This window comes from Saccharopolyspora sp. NPDC002578, from assembly GCF_053592695.1.
The window spans coordinates 19,310-35,844 of record NZ_JBSFWJ010000043.1 but is presented as its reverse complement, the minus strand read 5'-3'; the positions used below and the strand labels follow the sequence as shown (position 1 = coordinate 35,844).

At 71.3% G+C, this 16,535-nt stretch carries 17 protein-coding genes; 11 read left to right on the top strand and 6 right to left on the bottom strand.

What is annotated here, in order from left to right; translation table 11 throughout:
• Nucleotides 1-74: 74 nt before the first annotated feature.
• Nucleotides 75-1,208 (bottom strand): glutathione-independent formaldehyde dehydrogenase, encoded by a 1,134-nt coding sequence (locus ACWD38_RS20100; protein ID WP_184482538.1) that lies wholly within the window; start codon nucleotides 1,206-1,208, stop codon nucleotides 75-77.
• 254 nt (nucleotides 1,209-1,462) lie between these two features.
• Here ACWD38_RS20100 and upp point away from each other — a divergent pair, with 254 nt between their 5' ends.
• The 4 genes from upp (at nucleotide 1,463) to ACWD38_RS20080 (ending at nucleotide 4,039) form a co-directional block, all read left to right on the top strand.
• Nucleotides 1,463-2,086, top strand: a complete 624-nt coding sequence (gene upp / locus ACWD38_RS20095) for a uracil phosphoribosyltransferase (protein WP_184482534.1) — start codon at nucleotides 1,463-1,465, stop codon at nucleotides 2,084-2,086.
• Between the two features lie 75 nt (nucleotides 2,087-2,161).
• Nucleotides 2,162-2,368 (top strand): ribbon-helix-helix domain-containing protein, encoded by a 207-nt coding sequence (locus tag ACWD38_RS20090; RefSeq protein ID WP_184482531.1) that lies wholly within the window; start codon nucleotides 2,162-2,164, stop codon nucleotides 2,366-2,368.
• Nucleotides 2,369-2,382: 14 nt separating this feature from the next.
• Entirely contained in the window at nucleotides 2,383-2,763 is a 381-nt protein-coding gene (locus ACWD38_RS20085; RefSeq protein WP_184482527.1) for a Fic family protein, read from the top strand.
• A gap of 133 nt (nucleotides 2,764-2,896) precedes the next feature.
• The gene (locus tag ACWD38_RS20080; protein ID WP_450124666.1) at nucleotides 2,897-4,039 is read left to right on the top strand and encodes a glycosyltransferase; all 1,143 of its coding nucleotides are present in this window, start codon (nucleotides 2,897-2,899) and stop codon (nucleotides 4,037-4,039) included.
• A gap of 61 nt (nucleotides 4,040-4,100) precedes the next feature.
• Here the strand turns inward: ACWD38_RS20080 and ACWD38_RS20075 are convergent, their stop codons facing one another.
• The 5 genes from ACWD38_RS20075 to ACWD38_RS20055 form a co-directional block, all read right to left on the bottom strand.
• Nucleotides 4,101-4,439, bottom strand: coding sequence for a hypothetical protein (locus tag ACWD38_RS20075; protein ID WP_184482521.1), 339 nt, complete (start codon nucleotides 4,437-4,439; stop codon nucleotides 4,101-4,103).
• Between the two features lie 379 nt (nucleotides 4,440-4,818).
• Nucleotides 4,819-5,271, bottom strand: coding sequence for a flavodoxin family protein (locus tag ACWD38_RS20070; protein ID WP_184482518.1), 453 nt, complete (start codon nucleotides 5,269-5,271; stop codon nucleotides 4,819-4,821).
• A 55-nt stretch (nucleotides 5,272-5,326) separates the two neighbouring features.
• Nucleotides 5,327-6,997, bottom strand: a complete 1,671-nt coding sequence (locus tag ACWD38_RS20065; protein WP_450124665.1) for a phospho-sugar mutase — start codon at nucleotides 6,995-6,997, stop codon at nucleotides 5,327-5,329.
• 338 nt (nucleotides 6,998-7,335) lie between these two features.
• The gene (locus ACWD38_RS20060; protein WP_184482512.1) at nucleotides 7,336-8,145 is read right to left on the bottom strand and encodes a purine-nucleoside phosphorylase; all 810 of its coding nucleotides are present in this window, start codon (nucleotides 8,143-8,145) and stop codon (nucleotides 7,336-7,338) included.
• Between the two features lie 87 nt (nucleotides 8,146-8,232).
• The gene (locus tag ACWD38_RS20055) at nucleotides 8,233-9,930 is read right to left on the bottom strand and encodes a serine/threonine-protein kinase (protein WP_343071585.1); all 1,698 of its coding nucleotides are present in this window, start codon (nucleotides 9,928-9,930) and stop codon (nucleotides 8,233-8,235) included.
• Between the two features lie 493 nt (nucleotides 9,931-10,423).
• Here ACWD38_RS20055 and mbhE point away from each other — a divergent pair, with 493 nt between their 5' ends.
• From mbhE to mnhG, 7 genes are read left to right on the top strand one after another with little or no spacing between them, the layout of a single operon-like run.
• A complete protein-coding gene (mbhE, locus tag ACWD38_RS20050; protein ID WP_184485747.1) occupies nucleotides 10,424-12,808 on the top strand; it encodes a hydrogen gas-evolving membrane-bound hydrogenase subunit E in 2,385 nt (794 codons plus the stop codon).
• Nucleotides 12,805-13,377, top strand: coding sequence for an MnhB domain-containing protein (locus ACWD38_RS20045; protein WP_184482505.1), 573 nt, complete (start codon nucleotides 12,805-12,807; stop codon nucleotides 13,375-13,377). The genes mbhE and ACWD38_RS20045 overlap by 4 nt, the downstream gene beginning before the upstream one ends.
• Nucleotides 13,374-13,805, top strand: a complete 432-nt coding sequence (locus ACWD38_RS20040; protein WP_184482502.1) for a Na(+)/H(+) antiporter subunit C — start codon at nucleotides 13,374-13,376, stop codon at nucleotides 13,803-13,805. Before ACWD38_RS20045 ends, ACWD38_RS20040 begins: the two co-directional genes overlap by 4 nt.
• The gene (locus tag ACWD38_RS20035) at nucleotides 13,802-15,331 is read left to right on the top strand and encodes a Na+/H+ antiporter subunit D (RefSeq protein WP_450124664.1); all 1,530 of its coding nucleotides are present in this window, start codon (nucleotides 13,802-13,804) and stop codon (nucleotides 15,329-15,331) included. The genes ACWD38_RS20040 and ACWD38_RS20035 overlap by 4 nt, the downstream gene beginning before the upstream one ends.
• Nucleotides 15,328-15,891 (top strand): Na+/H+ antiporter subunit E, encoded by a 564-nt coding sequence (locus tag ACWD38_RS20030; RefSeq protein WP_184482497.1) that lies wholly within the window; start codon nucleotides 15,328-15,330, stop codon nucleotides 15,889-15,891. The genes ACWD38_RS20035 and ACWD38_RS20030 overlap by 4 nt, the downstream gene beginning before the upstream one ends.
• Nucleotides 15,891-16,157: a monovalent cation/H+ antiporter complex subunit F gene (locus ACWD38_RS20025; protein ID WP_184482494.1), complete on the top strand. Its 267-nt coding sequence runs from the start codon at nucleotides 15,891-15,893 to the stop codon at nucleotides 16,155-16,157. The genes ACWD38_RS20030 and ACWD38_RS20025 overlap by 1 nt, the downstream gene beginning before the upstream one ends.
• Entirely contained in the window at nucleotides 16,154-16,501 is a 348-nt protein-coding gene (gene mnhG, locus ACWD38_RS20020; RefSeq protein WP_184482491.1) for a monovalent cation/H(+) antiporter subunit G, read from the top strand. The genes ACWD38_RS20025 and mnhG overlap by 4 nt, the downstream gene beginning before the upstream one ends.
• The last annotated feature ends 34 nt before the right edge of the window (nucleotides 16,502-16,535 follow it).

Sequence of the window (16,535 nt, the reverse complement as noted above, 5' to 3'; positions counted from 1 at the left end):
CCGCAGCGAGAAGAACGCTGAGGTTCCGCTACCGGACCCGCTACGCAGGACAAGCTCGCGGACAAGGCGTGCGCTCACGGGTGCAGGACGACCTTGGTGTAGCCCTCTATTCGCTGGTCGAACTTGGTGTAGGCGTCGGGGGCCTCGGACAGCGACAGCTCGTGGGAGACCACGAAGCTCGGCGCGGCCCGGCCCGCCGTGATCATGTCGCGCAGCTGCCGGTTGTAGCGCTTCACGTTGCACTGCCCGGTGCCGATGACCTGCCCCTTCTCGAACATCTTCCCGATCGCCACCAGCAGCATGCCCTGCTTGGCGTTCGCGTCCGGTCCGCCGGGGTCGGCGGGCACGTACAGGCCCGGCACGCCGAGCCTCCCGGTGGCCCGCACGGTGTGGATCAGCGAGTTGAGCACCACGGCCGGTTCCTCGCCGGACGCGTCGCCGGTCTGCGCCTGGTAGCCGACGGCGTCGATGCCCTTGTCGGTGCCGACCCCTTCGGTGCGGTCCTTGATCTGCTCGACCGGGTCGCCCGCGCTGAAGTCGATCGGGACGGCGCCGATCTGCTCGGCCTTCGCCAGCCGCTCCGGGATGCGGTCGACGCAGAACACGCGGGACGCGCCGCGCAGCAGCGCCGAGTACGCGGCCATCAGCCCGACGGGGCCCGCTCCGTAGACCACGCAGGTCTCGCCCGGGGACACCTGGGCGAGTTCGCAGCCGTGGTAGCCGGTGGGGAAGATGTCGGCCAGCAGCACGTAGTCGGTCTCCTTGCTGGAGTCCGGTGGCAGCACCAGGCAGTTGAAGTCGGCGAACGGCACCCGCAGGTACTCGGCCTGCCCGCCGGTGTAGGGCCCCATCGCCACGTAGCCGTAGGCGCCGCCCGCGAAGCCGGGGTTGACGGTGAGGCAGAACGCCGTGTCGCCCGCCATGCAGTTCATGCAGAACCCGCAGGCGACGTTGAACGGCATCACCACGCGGTCGCCGCGGTTGAGGCCGACGACGCCGGCGCCGACCTCGTCGATGATCCCGAGGTTCTCGTGCCCGAACACGATGCCGGGTTCGGCGGCGGTGCGTCCTTCGTACATGTGCAGGTCGGAACCGCAGATCGCGGTCGAGGTGACGCGCACGATGACGTCGTTGGGATGTTGGATGCTCGGACGGTCGACTTCGTCGACGGCGACCGCGAACGGCTCTCGGTAGACCACTGCCTTCATGGGAAACACCTCCGCCGGTGACGGGTTCCGGCGCGCGGACGCGCCGGGCGGACGCGCACGTGCCGGTATGCGCATCGATTCCGGACTACCCGGCACGCGCGCTCCTACCGTCACTCGTTCGAGTGGGCGTACGCCGTTCGCGGGAGAGGGCCGGAGCGCTGCCGTCCGGGCGCGGAGGGTTCGGCGGGACGTGGCGCACATCGGGCGGTCGCCGTTGCTCGGGGCGAGACCCGTGCCGGTTAGTGTGCTCGGCCATGGACGTTCGGGTCGTGGACCACCCGCTGGCGAAGTCGAGGCTGTCGACCATGCGCGACGCGCGCACGGAGAACGCCGCCTTCCGGGCAGCGCTGCAAGAACTCACCCTCATGCTGATCTACGAGGCGACCCGCGACGCCGAAGTCGCCGAAGCGCCGATCCACACGCCGGTCGCCCGCACCACCGGTTACCGGCTGGCGAACCCGCCGCTGCTGGTGCCCGTGCTGCGCGCCGGGCTCGGCATGGCCGACCAGGCGCACCGGCTGATCCCGGAGGCGCAGATGGGCTTCGTCGGGCTCGCCCGCGACGAGGAGACGCTGCTGCCGACGCCGTACCTGGAGTCGCTGCCGAAGGACCTCTCCGGGCTGCCGGTGCTGGTGCTGGACCCGATGCTGGCCACCGGCGGCTCGATGCTGCACACGATCCACCTGCTCGTCGAGCGCGGTGCCACCGACGTGACCGCGATCTGCACCCTCGCCGCGCCGGAAGGCATCCAGCACCTGGAGGAATCCGGGCTGCCGCTGCGGGTCGTGACGGCCAGCGTCGACGAGCGCCTCAACGAGTCCGGCTTCATCGTGCCGGGTCTCGGCGACGCCGGGGACCGCGAGTACGGCGCCGTGTAGCACCACTCCCACGCTGGGAAAAGAGGCAGAACGACACCTTGGTCCGGGTGGTATCAGCGAGATACCATCCGGGCCATGGCGATGACACTGCGGCTGACCGACGAGGAGAGCGATCGGCTGGCGGAGCTCGCCGCCGCCGAAGGTCGCTCGAAGCAGGAGATCGTGCGCTCCGCGCTCGCCGAACGGTGGGCCCGGCAGTGCAAGGACCAGCAGCTCGGCGAGGTGATGCAGCGGGTGCTGCCGCATTACCGGGGATTGCTGGACAAACTCGGACCCGCATGATCGATTATTGATCGGTGCTCGTATACCTCGACGCTTCCGATCTGCTGCTGCTCGCGACCGCCGTCACGCGAGGTGACCTGGTCGTGCGGGACAGCGGCCTGCTCGATTCGGCCGCGTACCGGCCGCGCGCCGAGGTGCTCGGAGTGCCCGCCTACGAGACGTTGTGGCTGAAAGCGGCCGCCCTGCTGGACTCCCTGGTGCGCACCCGGCCGCTGCTGGAGGGCAACTGGCGCCTCGGCTGGATCGCCGCGGTCGCCATGTGCGACGTCAACGGCTGGTGGATCGAGGCCGACGAGGACGAAGCGCTCACCCTGGTCCGCGAAGTCGGCCGGGACCGGCGGGAGATCGCCGAGGTCGCGGACTTCCTGGAACGTTCCGCCAAGCCCAAGGGCTGAACCCCGCCGTCGGCGCGGGAACGTCGACCGCGGCCGGACTCGTGAAGTTCCCGAGGTGTTCGCGTGGGCGATCTCAGGTGTTTCGCCCGTTTCGTGGCAGGCTGGGGTGGTGGCTCCACGTAGAACCGCCGTCGTGACCGCTCTACTCGGTGGCGCGGTCGCGGGGGCGAGCTATCGCAGCCTCCGCACGGTGCGCCAGGTCCGATCGCTCGTACCGCTGCACGAGGCTCCGCCCCGCAGCGTCATCCCGGCCGCGGTCACCGTCGTCGTCCCCGCGCGCAACGAGGCCGCCGTCCTCGACGACTGCCTGCGCGGCATCCGCTCCCAGACCTACGGAGACGGCGACCCGTCCGCGCTGCGCGTGGTGCTGGTCGACGACGGCTCCACCGACGGCACCGGCGACATCGCCCGCGCCCACGCGGCGGTCGACGATCGGGTGCGGGTCGTGCGGGTCGACGGTCCGCCGCCCGGCTGGGCGGGCAAGGTGCACGCGATGCACGTCGGCGTCGAAGCCGCCGGGCCGCCGGGAGCGGGGGAGTGGCTGTTGTTCGTCGACGCGGACACGGTGCTCGCCCCCGACCTGCTGTCGCGGCTGCTGGCCACGGCCGACGCGGTCGACGCCGACCTCGTCTCCACGCCCGGCGGGCCCCCGGCCGACCGCTCGGCGGCCTGGCCGCTGCTGATGCCGCCGGGACTGCAGATGATCGGGGAGAACGCCGCCCCGGACGGTCGCGGCAGCAAGGCGTTCGCGATCGGGCACTGCATCCTGCTGCGCCGTTCGCACTACGAGAAGATCGGCGGCTGGAGTTCGCTGGCCGCGCTGCGCAACGAGGACATCGCGATCGCCACGTCGGTGCGCGACCACGGTGGCGTGACCCGCATGGTGGACGGGCTCGATCACGTGACGACCACCGGCATGGACCCGTTCTCGCAGGGCTGGGCGTCGTTCCGGAAGAGCTTCGTGGCGGGCACCCGGCAGTCGGTGCCGGTGCTGCTGGGCGGCGGGCTGGGGCAGATCGCGCTGTCGCTGGCGGCGCCCGCCGCGGTCGCCGTCGGGGGTCGCCGCCGCCGGCCGCTGCTGGCGGCGCTCGGCGCGCTCGGCTGGACGGCGCAGGGCGTCGCGCACGCGCACACCGCGCGCTACATGCGGGCCGAGCCGAAGCTGGCGCCGCTGGCCCCGTTCACCGGAGCGCTGTTCGGCGGTGTGCTGCTCGACGGCGCGGTCCGCGTGCTGCGGGGAACCGTGTCCTGGAAGGGGCGCCGCAGCGGGAGCTGACCCCGGAGTGTGGCCCGCTCCCGGAGGAACGGGCCACACGGTGGGCGGATGACGTCAGCGATCAGTCTTCGACGTGATCCGTTTCATGCTTGCGGAGGGCGAGTGGTGCGCCGGCCAGGTCTTCTTCGTTGCAGAGCAACTTCAATTCGTAGTACGGCGCACCTTTGCGGTCGTCGTAGTCCAGGTGGACTGCGATGACATCTACGGGCTCGCCCAACCAGGACTGTGCTTCGCGCAGCCAGCGGGCGGACCGTTCCAATGCGGTCGGCAGATCGTCGTCGCGGAACTCGACCGGCCGGTAAGGCACTCCGTGGACCTGGTCCCGCGGGTGGGCGGGCTTCGGAAGATCAACGGAGACGCCGGAGTCGTCGAGTTCGAGTTCGATCGTTTCCTCACTCACCGTGAAAGGGTAACGCGTAGCCGGTGACCTGGTCGAATGTCGGTATGGTGAGCGGTTGTCCCGCGTCAGGGCAGGTTTCGCGGGAGCAGCGGGCGCGGCGGCGCCGGCTTGCTCGGGCCCGGGGTTCGCTTCGAGGGGGACGCCCTGAACTCGACACGACAGTTGAGGGAAGGCGGGCCGTCATCCAGGGCGTCCCGTTCGCCGCGCGGGTGCGCGTCCCGACGGCCTTGATCACCTTACCGGGTGATCTTCGATCAAGATCAACAGGGGCGGTTTCGGCTTTGCTGTGGGAAAATCCACGCGCGCGCCCTCGTTCGAGCGGAGATCGCACGGGAGTCCCGATGGCCGGGCGCAAGATCGGAAATGCGGCGTCCGAACGTCAGGGCGCGAGCCCCGCGGCGACCGTCGCGCCCAGTTCCCAGCACGCGGACAGGCCCGCCGAGTCGGGCTGGCCGGACAAGCACAGCGGCTCGGCGACCTGCCGCCAGGACAGTCCCGTGGTGATCGTCGTGATGGCGCGCACAGCACCTTCGGTGCCTTCGTTCCCGTGCACGTAGCACGCGAACGGGCGACCCGCGGTCGAGTCCAGGCACGGGTAGTAGACGGTGTCGAAGAAGTGCTTCAGGGCTCCGCTGATGTAGCCGAGGTTCGCCGGGGTTCCCAGCAGGTAACCGTCCGCGTCCAGGACGTCGGAGGCGGTCGCCGCCAGCGCGGCCTTGCGGACCACCTCGACGCCTTCGATCTCGTCGGTCGTCGCCCCGGCGACGACCTGCTCGAACATGGCTTGCATCCCCGGTGACGGGGTGTGGTGGACGATCAGCAACCTGGGCATCGGGCGACTCCGCTGTTCTCGAGGCGGCAAGGGGGACGGGGGCGTGCGTCCCGGCTCAGGCGTCCGGGCGGACGAGGACCGAGACCGCGGCGTGCAGCAGCGCCAGCCGTTCGTCCGCGCGCTGCTCGGCGGTCGCCAGGTCGGGTTCGGCGGCTTCCACGACCTGGAAGTAGCACTTGAGCTTCGGTTCGGTGCCCGAAGGGCGCACCACCAGGCGCAGCCCACCGGCGCCGGTGATCAGCAGCGCGTCAGTGTCCGGCAGCAGGTCCTGGACCGACACCTCGGTCCCGATCAGCGCGGTCGGCGGGTCGGCGCGCAGCCGCCGCATCGTCTCCGCGATCACGTCGAGGTCGGTGACGCGCACCGACACCTGCCCGGTGCGGTGCACGCCGTGCTCGGTGGAGAGCTCGTCGAGCAGGTCCGGCAGGCCGCGTCCACGCGCCTTGAGCGTCGCCGCCAGGTCGCAGGCAAGGACCGCCGCCGAGATGCCGTCCTTGTCCCGGACCCGCTCCGGGTCGACGCAGTGCCCCAGCGCTTCCTCGTAGGCGTAGACCAGCCCCGTTCCGCTGCCGTCGCCGGAGCGGACCAGCCACTTGAAGCCGGTGAGCGTTTCGTCGAAGCGCACGCCGTGGCGGTCCGCGATCGAGCGCAGCATGGTCGCCGAGACGATCGTGGTCGCGACCAGCGGATCCGGGGCGGCCGAGCGGTCCAGCGTCGACAGGACGTGCTCGCCCAGCAGCACGCCGGTCTCGTCGCCGCGCAGCATCCGCCAGCCGTCCCGGTCCCGGATGCCGAGCGCGCAGCGGTCCGCGTCCGGGTCCAGTGCGATCGCGAGGTCCGCCGAGGTCTCCGCGGCCAGCGCCAGCAGCAGGTCGGTGGCTCCCGGCTCCTCCGGGTTCGGGAAGCCGACGGTGGGGAAGTCCGGGTCCGGCGCGGACTGCTCGGCCACCCAGTGCACGTCGGTGAAGCCCGCCGCCTCCAGCGCACGTTGCAGGGGGCCCGCCCCGACCCCGTGCAGCGCGGTCGCGGCCACCCGCAGCGTGCGCGCGGTACCGCGCGGCAGCGCCGCCACCGGGGCCAGGTAGTCCGCGAGCGCCCGCTCGTGCACCGACCACGTCCGTTCCCGGGGGACGGCGGACGCGGCGGGACTGCGCGCGATGTGCTGTTCGATCTCGGTGTCGGCGGGGCCGATCAGCTGGGTGCCGCCCGTCAGGTACAGCTTGTAGCCGTTGTCCTGCGGCGGGTTGTGCGAGGCGGTGATCTGCACTCCGGCGATGGCGTCGAGCGCGCGGGCCGCGTGCGCGAGCACCGGGGTGGGCAGCGGCTCGGGCAGCACGCGGACGTCGAACCCGGCCGCCGCGAACACTCCGGCGGTGTCTTCGGCGAACTCCCGCGATCCGTGCCGCGCGTCCCGGCCCACCACGACGATCCCGCCCCGGTGGCCCTGGTCGAGCAGCCAGCGCGCGACTCCGGCGGTGGTGCGCACGACGACCGCCCGGTTCATGCCGTTCGCCCCGGCCCGCACGGTGCCGCGCAGGCCGGCCGTGCCGAAGGTCGGCAGGCCGGACATGCGCTGGGCGAGTTCGTCGGCCGCCGCCGAGTCCCCGGCGGAGGCGGCGTCGAGCAGTTCGGTGAGCTCGCCCCGAGCCACCGGGTCGACGTCGCCGTCGACCCAGTTCCGAGCGGCGTCCACCAACCCCTGATCAAGATGCTGACCGGTGACCACGACGTCACATCCTCCAATAGGGACCGGCCACCCGGCCCAAGTGCGATTCCAAAACACCACCCCGCCAAGCAAAGCCCCGGGGCAAAGCCGTGCTTTACGGCGAAGCCGCGCTCTGGGCGGGCGAAGCCACGCCTGCCTTGCGGCCGCAGGCCGTGCCTGGATGTGCGAAGCACATAGCCCACGTCAAAGAGCCGACCACCCGCGGGTTCTCAGTGCCTTCCTCGCGAGGACAGCTTTTTCCATCGTGGCGGAGCCACTCGGGAAAAAGATCCCGCAGCGAGGAAGGCACTGAGGTTCCGCCACCCGACCACACGCCCAAACCAACCGGGCGGGCAATCTCAAGACCGTTCGACCAACGCGTGGAGGAGTTTGCCCATCCGGCCCGCTGCTTCCTGCCCGGCGTCGAGCACTTCCTGGTGGTTCAACGGCTGACCGGACAACCCGGCGGCCAGGTTCGTCACCAGCGACAGCCCGAACACCTCCGCGCCCGCGGCTCGCGCGGCGATGGCCTCCGCGACGGTCGACATACCGACCAGGTCCACTCCGTTGCCGCGCAGCATGCGGATCTCCGCCGGGGTCTCGAAGTGCGGTCCGGGCAGCCCGGCGTACACGCCTTCTTCCAGCGACTCGTCGATCTCGCGGGCGATCCCGCGCAGCCGCGGCGAGTACAGGTCGGTGAGGTCCACGAAGTGCGGGCCGACCAGCGGGGAGCGGGCGGTGAGGTTCACGTGGTCGCTGATCAGCACCGGCTGCCCCACGGACATGCCTTCGCGCAGGCCGCCGGCGGCGTTGGTGAGCACCACCGTCCGGCATCCGGCGGCGACCGCGGTGCGCACGCCGTGCACGACCGAGTCCATGCTCTTGCCCTCGTAGAGGTGGGTGCGGCCCAGGAACACCAGCACCTGCTTGCCCGCGACGGGCACCGACCAGATCCGCCCGCTGTGCCCGCTCGCGCTCGGCGGTTCGAAACCGGGCAGGTCGGACATGGTCACTTCGGCGCCGGGGCTGCCGATCTCTTCGGCTGCGGGTCGCCAGCCGGAGCCCAGCACGACGGCCAGGTCGTGGTGGGCCGCTCCGGTGCTCTCGGCGAGAGCGGCCGCGGCGGCGCTGGCGGTGGCGAACGGATCAGAGGTCGAAGAAGACGTCACGATCGACCAGCGTAGTCATCTCCCGGCCGCCGGGTGGGTGGCCGGAGCAACCCGGGATCGCCGTCTTTCCCGCACCGCTCGCCGCGCTCAGGCCCCGGTGAGCCGGAAGCTGTTGAGCGCGGTGGTGAACAGTTCGTCGTTGTCGGCGGGCCGATCACCGGGGCTGGTCACGCGCAGCACCCACAGGTCACCGCCGCGCGGCATCACCTGCGAGGTGGTGACGCGTCCTTCGGCCGTCGACGCCGGGCCGATCAGTCCGCCCTGGCTGCTGGTGTAGCGCAGGTGACGGTCCGCTTCCCCGCTGGTGCTCTCGACGGCGCCGGACGCTTCGTCCACTTCCAAGGAGAACCGGCCGTGCTGGCCTGCGGAGCGCTGCTCGAGCACGTCGACGTAGTCCTGCGAGGTGTAGCCGTCGCCGTAGTAGTCCTGGAACCGTTCGACGGCGACCTCGGAGGCCCCGTCCGGCGACACCAGGTACACGATCATGCTCTCGGTGGGCTGGTTGCGGCTGCCGCGGAACGACGACCAGCCCTCCGGTGCGGTGACCTCGAAGGAGCCGCGGCCGTCCTCGGTGCGGTCGGCCTCGTCGACGTAGCGGGCCAGCCGGGGCGTGGTGGGGTTGACGGGCGCGGGGCGGTCGAGCTGCGGCAGCACGTCGCGTCCGGCGAGCACGCGGGTCGCCGCGAATCCGCCGGCGGCGGACCCGGCGAACAGCACGACGGCCGCCAGCACCAGCGCCACCGCTGCCCAGCGGAAGCGCTTGCGCGGCGCGGGCGGCGGATCGGTCAGCATGAACGGCAACGGCCCCGGGTCGGCGGCCAGCTGCGCCGGCTCCTGCTCGGCCTGCGCTTCGGTGCTGCTGCGCGCGGTGCTCGCGGGTTTGCGCACCCGCACCGTCGGGGCGTCCGGGTCGAGCAGCATCTCGAACGGGCGGGAACCGGACGGCGGCAGCAGGCCCTGCACCTGCCTGCGCACCTCCTGCGCCGACATCCGCTGCGCCGGGTCCTTGATCATCAGGCTCGCGATGATCTCCGCGATCGGGCCGACCCGGTGGGCGGCGGGCACCGGGCCGCGCACCACGGAGGTGATCGTCGCCAGCGGATCGTCGTCGGTGCCGTAGGGCGCCGCGCCCTCGGACGCGGCGAACAGGGTCGCGCCGAGGCCCCACAGGTCGGCGGCGTCGGTGACGGCCTCCCCGGACGCGATCTCGGGCGCGATGAACGCGGGAGTGCCCAGCATGATCCCGGTGCTGGTGATGGTGTGCTCGGAGACGTTGCGCGAGATGCCGAAGTCGCTGAGCTTGATCCGGCCGTCGTCGCCGATGAGCACGTTGCCGGGTTTCACGTCCCGGTGCACGATCCCGGCCCGGTGCGCGGCGTCGAGCGCGGCGGCGACGCCGTCGGCGACCAGCGCGAGCTGCGGGTCGCCGAGCGCCCCGTGTTCGCTGAGCACCGCCGCGAGGCTCTGCGAGGGCACCAGCTCCATCACGACGAACGGTTCGCCCTCGTGCCGGGCCACGTCGTAGAGCGTCACCACGTTCGGATGGGTGACCAGCGCGATGGCCCGCGCTTCCCGCAGGGCGCGTTCGCGGAGTTCGGCGGCCTCGCCCTCGGGCATGCCCTTGGGCAGCAGGACCTCTTTCACGGCGACCGGCCTGCGCAGCAGTTCATCGGTGCCGGCCCACACGATGCCCATGGCGCCGCCGCCGATGCGCTGTTCCAGCCGGTACCGGTCGGCGATCAGCCGATCCGCGCCTGCGGAGGTCTCTTCCTCAGTGGTGGGCACGCGCTCATTCTCCATCCAGCGCCGTCGTGCTCGGTCGAAACCCGGCCCTTCGTCGACCAACAGCACGTATCACTCAGCGTGATCGAAAGGGCCCGGTGAGCAGGGTAGCGGTGTTACCGGTAGTGAAGTTTCCCACGCGGGCGGTTCCGCCCCGTGGCCACCGCAGGTGTCCAAGATTATTTCGTCGCAACGAAAAACCCCTCCGGACGGGCTTCGTCCGCGAGCGGGCGCCGCGGCTCGGGATTATGGCCGGACGGGGCGATTCGGATAAGTTGGGCGCGGCCGGGACCACCGCCAGCGGGAGCAAACCGTTCGGCGACCCCGTCACGCACCACTCGGCATCCGCCTTCGGGCGGGCCGTCGAGAGTGTCCTGGAGGCCCCATCGGCTCGTCGGTGGGGTCGCGCGATGGTGGGCGCAGCGTGAGTGACGAACAATTCCACGGGGTCGCCTGGTCCACGGTCGTTGATCACCGGCTCGCCGAGGAGGTGCCCTTGTCCGCGTTCGTCCTCGTCCATCTGCTGGTGGCTCTGGCTTTGCCGGCGGTAGCCCGGCGCAACACGCGCGCGGCATTCGCGATCGCCGCCGTGCCCCCCGCCGCGGCCCTGACCTGGGTGCTGGCGCGCTCCGGTTCGGTGCTCAGCGGGGACGCCGTCGTGGAGCAGATCCCGTGGGCGCCGCTGCTCGGCCTGGAGTTCACCTTCCGGCTCGACGCGCTCGCGCTGCTGATGACGCTGCTCGTCGCGGGCATCGGCGTGCTGGTGCTGGTCTATTCGATCGGCTACTTCCAGCCGGGCAGCGGTGACGCCCGGCGCTCCGCCCCGCTGCTGCTCGCGTTCGCGGGCGCCATGTTCGGGCTGGTGCTCGCCGACGACCTGCTGACCGTGTACGTGTTCTGGGAACTGACCACGATCTGCTCGTTCCTGCTGGTCGGGCAGGCGGGCATCAGCCGCGAGTCGCGCCGTTCGGCGCTGCAGGCGCTCATGATCACCACCATGGGCGGGCTGGCGATGCTGCTGGGCTTCGTGGTCCTGGGTGAAGCCGCCGGGACCTACCGGATCTCGGAGATCATCGACGAGCCGCCGGGCGGCGCGCAGCTCGCGGTCGCGGCGACGCTGATCCTCGTCGGCGCGCTCACCAAGTCCGCGCAGATGCCGTTCCACAACTGGCTGCCCACGGCGATGGTCGCGCCCACCCCGATCAGCGCCTACCTGCACGCGGCCTCGATGGTCAAAGCGGGCATCTTCCTCGTCGCCCGGCTCGGCCCGGTGTTCGTCGGGGTGCCGCAGTGGTGGGTGCCGACGTTGGTGTTCGGCCTGTTCACCATGGTCGTCGGCGGGTGGCGCGCGCTGCACGAGACGGACCTCAAGAAGCTGCTCGCCTACGGCACCGTCAGCCAGCTCGGGTTCCTGATGGTGCTCGTCGGGCAGGGCACCTACGCGGCGGCGCTGGCCGGGGCGGCGATGCTGCTGGCGCACGGCATGTTCAAGGCCACCCTGTTCCTGGTGGTCGGCGCCGTCGACCACCAGGCGGGCACCCGCGACGTGCGGGAGCTGTCCGGCCTGGGCCGCCGGATGCCCGCGCTGGCGATCATCGCGCTGCTCGCCGCCGCCTCCATGGCGGGCCTGCCGCCGATGCTGGGCTTCCTCGGCAAGGAGGCCGCGTTCGGCGCGTTCCTCGGCACCGGCGGGGGCGGGCTGCTCGTCGACTTCGTCCTGGTGCTCGGCTCGGTGTTCACCGTCGCCTACAGCGCCCGGCTGCTGTGGGGCGCGTTCGGCGACAAGCCGGGCGTGCACCCGACCGCGGCGAAGCCGCCGAACGCCCTGCTGCTGGTGCCCGCCGCGGTGCCCGCGTTCGCGGGCGTGGTGCTCGGCGTCGGCTACCCGCTGACCGACGAGCTCGCCGGTTCCTACGCGGCGGTGTTCGGCGCCGGTGCGGACGCGCCCCACCTGGAGCTGTGGCACGGCTTCGAGCTGCCGCTGCTGTTCTCCGTGCTCGCCGTGGCCGCCGGGTTGTGGGCGCACGCGGCGCGCGCCCGCCTCACCGCGGTGCGCAACCGGCTGCCGAAGCTGCTCGACGCGCAACGCGGCTACGAGCGGATGATGGCGCTGCTGGAGCGCACGGCGGTCGGCGTCACCGGGCGGACGCAGGTCGGTTCGCTGCCGACGTACCTGGCGATCATCCTGCTCACCGTGCTCGCGGTTCCCGGCTCGGTGCTGCTCTACCACGCGCACATCCCCGATGACATGCGGCTTTACCACAACCTGCTGCAAGTGCCGCTGGCCGTTCTGGTGATCATCGCGGCGATCGCGGCGGTGCGGGCCAAGCGGCGGCTCACCGCCGTGCTGGTCGTCGGCGTGATCGGCTACGGCATCGGCGGGCTGTTCATCGTCGACGGCGGACCGGACGTCGCCCTGGCGCAGTTCCTGGTCGAGACGCTCACGATGGTCGCGTTCGTGTTCGTGCTGCGGCGGCTGCCCACGCGCTTCACCAAGGGCGACGCGGCGCGGTCGCTGCGCTGGCCGAAGTTGGCCCTGTCGGTCGCGGGCGGCGTGGTCATCGCGCTCGCGGCGGTGCTGTTCAGCGCCGCCCGGCAACGGCCGCCGGACGTCAGCGCCGACTTCATCGCGCAGTCCGAGAAGGGCGCGGGCGCGACGAACGTCGTGAACGCGATCCTGGTCGACTTCCGCGCGTTCGACACCGTCGGGGAGATCTCCGTGCTCGCCGTCGCCGCCACCGGCGTCGCCAGCCTGGTGCTGGCCTCCCGGTTCGACCGCAGGCGCCGCAGCACCCGAGGTGCCGCCGCGGTGGCGTCCGCCGAGAAGCCCGGCGCGGTGCTCAGCGGGAACGGCCACCGCCACGAGGAGGTGCAGGAATGACCACCGACCCCAGGATCACCGCTCCCCAGAACGGCCAGCGCAACCGCGGGCCGTGGACGGGGTGGGACGCGCCGCGGGAGCGCTGGCTGCTGTCCGGTTTCCCCCGGGACGGCCGGGAACGCGCCATGCTGCTCGAACTCGCGGCCCGCATCGTGTTCCCCACCGTGCTGGTGCTGTCGATCTACCTGCTGTTCGCCGGGCACGACCGCGCGGGCGGCGGGTTCAGCGGCGGCCTCGTCGCCGGGCAGGCGTTCGCGCTGCGCTACCTCGCGGGCGGCCGGATGGACGACAGCGCGATCATCTCGCTGCGCCCACCGGTGCTGATCGGGCTCGGCCTCACCATCGCCACCCTCACCGGGTTCGTCCCGCTGATGTTCGGCAACGAACTGCTGGAGAGCGCCATCTACAAGATCGGCGTCCCGCTGCTCGGGCAGATCAAGTTCGTCACCAGCATCGTGCTCGACATCGGTGTGTACCTGCTGATCATCGGAGTGGTGCTGGACCTGCTGCGCACCCTCGGATCCGGCGTCGAAGCCGACGCGGCGGCGGCGGAGAGGGGCCAGGCATGACCGACGACCTCACCGTCAACTTCACGATGGCCGTGGTGCTCGCCGCGCTCTACTCAGCCGGGTTCTACCTGCTCATGCAGCGTTCGCTGATGCGCATCCTGATCGGAACCGTGATCGTCGGGCACGGCGCCAACCTGCTGCTGCAGCTGGCCGGGGGACCGCCGGGGCGGGCGCCGATCCTCGGTGACGCGGCACCGGAGCAGATGACCGACCCCTTGCCCCAGGCCATGGCGCTGACCGCGATCGTCATCACCTTCGCGCTCACCACGTTCCTGCTCGCGCTCGCCTACCGCTCGTGGGTGCTGCTCGGCCACGACGAAGTCCGCGACGACGTCGAGGACCGCCGCATCCGGCGGCTGGAGCGCAGGCTCGCCGAGTCCGAGGACGAGGCCCAAGAAGAGGAACTCGAACGGGAGGCCACTCAGTGACCGTCCTCGTGGCCCTGCCCGTCCTGCTTCCGCTGGCGGCCGCGGGGATGTCGCTCGCGCTCGGCCGGTTCGCCGACTTCCAGCGGATCATCGGGCTCGTCGTGCTCGCGGCGATCATCGTCGACGCCGGCGTGCTGCTCTACGCCACCGACCGCACCGGCCCCGTCGTGCTGCAGGTCGGCGGCTGGGCGGCGCCTGCGGGCATCACGCTGATCGCCGACCGGCTCTCCGCGCTGCTGCTCGTGATCTCGGCGGTGGTGACCTTCGCGGTGCTGATCTACTCGATCGGCCAGCGGCTCACCGACTACGGCCGGGAGCGCGCCAGCACGACGTTCCACCCGATGTACCTGGTGCTGTGCGCCGGGGTGTCGCTGGCCTACCTCGCGGGCGACCTGTTCAACCTGTTCGTCGCGTTCGAGATCATGCTGTCCTCCTCGTACGTGCTGATCACGCGGCGCACCACGGCCAGCCGGGTGCGCGCGGGCATGACCTACGTGATCGTCAGCCTCACCTCGTCGCTGCTGTTCATCACCATGATCGCGCTGGTGTACGCGGCGACCGCGACGGTGAACCTGGCCGACCTCGGCGACAAGGTCGCGCTGCTGCCCGAAGGCCTCCAGGTGGCGCTGGGCCTGCTGATGGTCATCGTGTTCGGTGTGAAGGCGGCCATGGTGCCGCTGCACTTCTGGCTGCCCGACAGCTATCCGACGGCGCCCGCGCCGGTCACCGCCGTGTTCGCCGGGCTGCTCACGAAGGTCGGCATCTACGCGCTGATCCGGACCCAGACCCTGGTGTTCAGCCACGAACAGCCGTGGACGTTGATGCTGGTGATCGCGCTGATCACCATGCTGGTCGGGGCGCTGGGCGCGCTCGCGCAGAACGACCTCAACCGGATGCTGTCGTTCCTGCTGGTCAGCCACATCGGGTACATGCTGTTCGGGCTCGGCGTCTACGACGTCATCGGGCTCACCGGCGTGATCCTCTACGTGGTGCACCACATCACGGTGCAGGCGACGCTGTTCCTGGTCAGCGGTCTGATCACCCGGCACACCGGCACGGTGGCGCTGAGCCGGATGGGCGGGCTGGCGAAGGCCGCGCCGATGATCGCCGTGCTGTTCGCGCTGCCCGCGCTGAGCCTCGCCGGGGTGCCCCCGTTCTCCGGGTTCGTGGCGAAGCTGGCGCTGCTGCAGGCCGGTGCGGGCGCCGGGACCTGGCCGGCGTACGCGGTGACCGGCGGCGTGGTGTTCACCAGCCTGCTCACCCTGTACGCGATGGCGCGGGTGTGGACGCGGGCGTTCTGGGGCCAGGTCCGCGCGCCGGAACCCGACCCGGACCCCGACGACGAGCTGGTCGTCGGTACCGGCAACTCGACCCGCCCGATGGTCGCCGCCACCGGGGTGCTGGTCACCGCGAGCGTCGTGATCGCCCTGTTCGCCGGGCCGCTGGCCGGGGTCAGCGAGCGGGCCGCGGACGACCTGATGCACGGCGAGACCTACCGCGAAGCGGTGCTGGGAGGTGCGCGATGACCCGATTCGCCCGCCGCACGCTGCGCCGCCTGCCGCTGGTGCTGTGGCTGACCGCGGTGTGGATCCTGCTGTGGGGCACGCTGGACCTGGGCACGCTCGTGTTCGGCGTGGTGGTGGCCCTGCTCGTGACGACCATGTTCCCGCTGCCCTCGGTCACCACCCACATGGTGGCGCGTCCGCTGCCGCTGCTGCGGCTGATCTGCTACCTCGCTGCGGACCTGGTCATCTCCACGGTGCGCGTGTCGTGGCAGGCGGTCCGGCACGGGCCGCGCACCACCGCGGGCATCGTGCAGGTGACGCTGCTGACCGACTCCGACCACCTGACCGCGATGGTCGCCAACGCCGTGTCCTTGGCGCCCGGCAAGTTCGTCATGCAGATCGACCGCGGGCACCGCATCTGCTACGTCTACGCGCTCGGGATGCGGGCCGGGGGCGAGGACGCGGTGCGGCGCGAAGTGCTGGGCCTGGAACGCCGCATCGTCCGGGCCGTCGGTTCCGCGAGCGAGCTCGAGATCGTCGGACGCGTCGCGCGGGACGCGGGCATCAAGGAGGAATCCTGATGGACGTGGTGTTCGTCGTGACCTTCGCGCTGCTGTGCATCGCCGGGTTGCTGACGCTGATCAGGCTGATCCTGGGCGCGTCGACGCTGGACCGCATCGTGGCGCTGGACGTGCTGCTGACGCTGATCGTCGCCGGGACCTGCGTGAGCATGGGCTGGTTGCGCGACGGTTCCAACATCGCACTGCTCGCGGCGTTCGCGCTGCTGACGTTCATCGGTTCGATCAGCGCGGCCCGCCTCGTCGAGAAGAAGGAGCCGTACCGGTGAACCAGCTCGATGTGGTCTCCGCCTGCTGCCTGATCGTGGGCGCGCTGTCCTGCCTGTTCGGGGCGATCGGGTTGCTGAGCTTCCCGGACGTCACCGCGCGGCTGCAGGCCGCGACCAAACCGCAGACGCTCGGGCTGATCCTGATCCTCATCGGCACGGCCCTGCAGCTGGACTTCCACTACTCGCTGGCGCTGGGGCTGGTGGCGTTGTTCCAGATGCTCACCGCGCCGGTGCTGGCGCAGCTGGTGGGGCGCGCGGCGTACCGGACCGACAGCATCCGCCGGGAGAACCTGGTCGTCGACGACCTGGGCGAGCGCATCGGCCGCGAGCAAGACCGGCGGTGAACGCCGAGCCGGGTGCGGTCGCCGGTACCGTTCC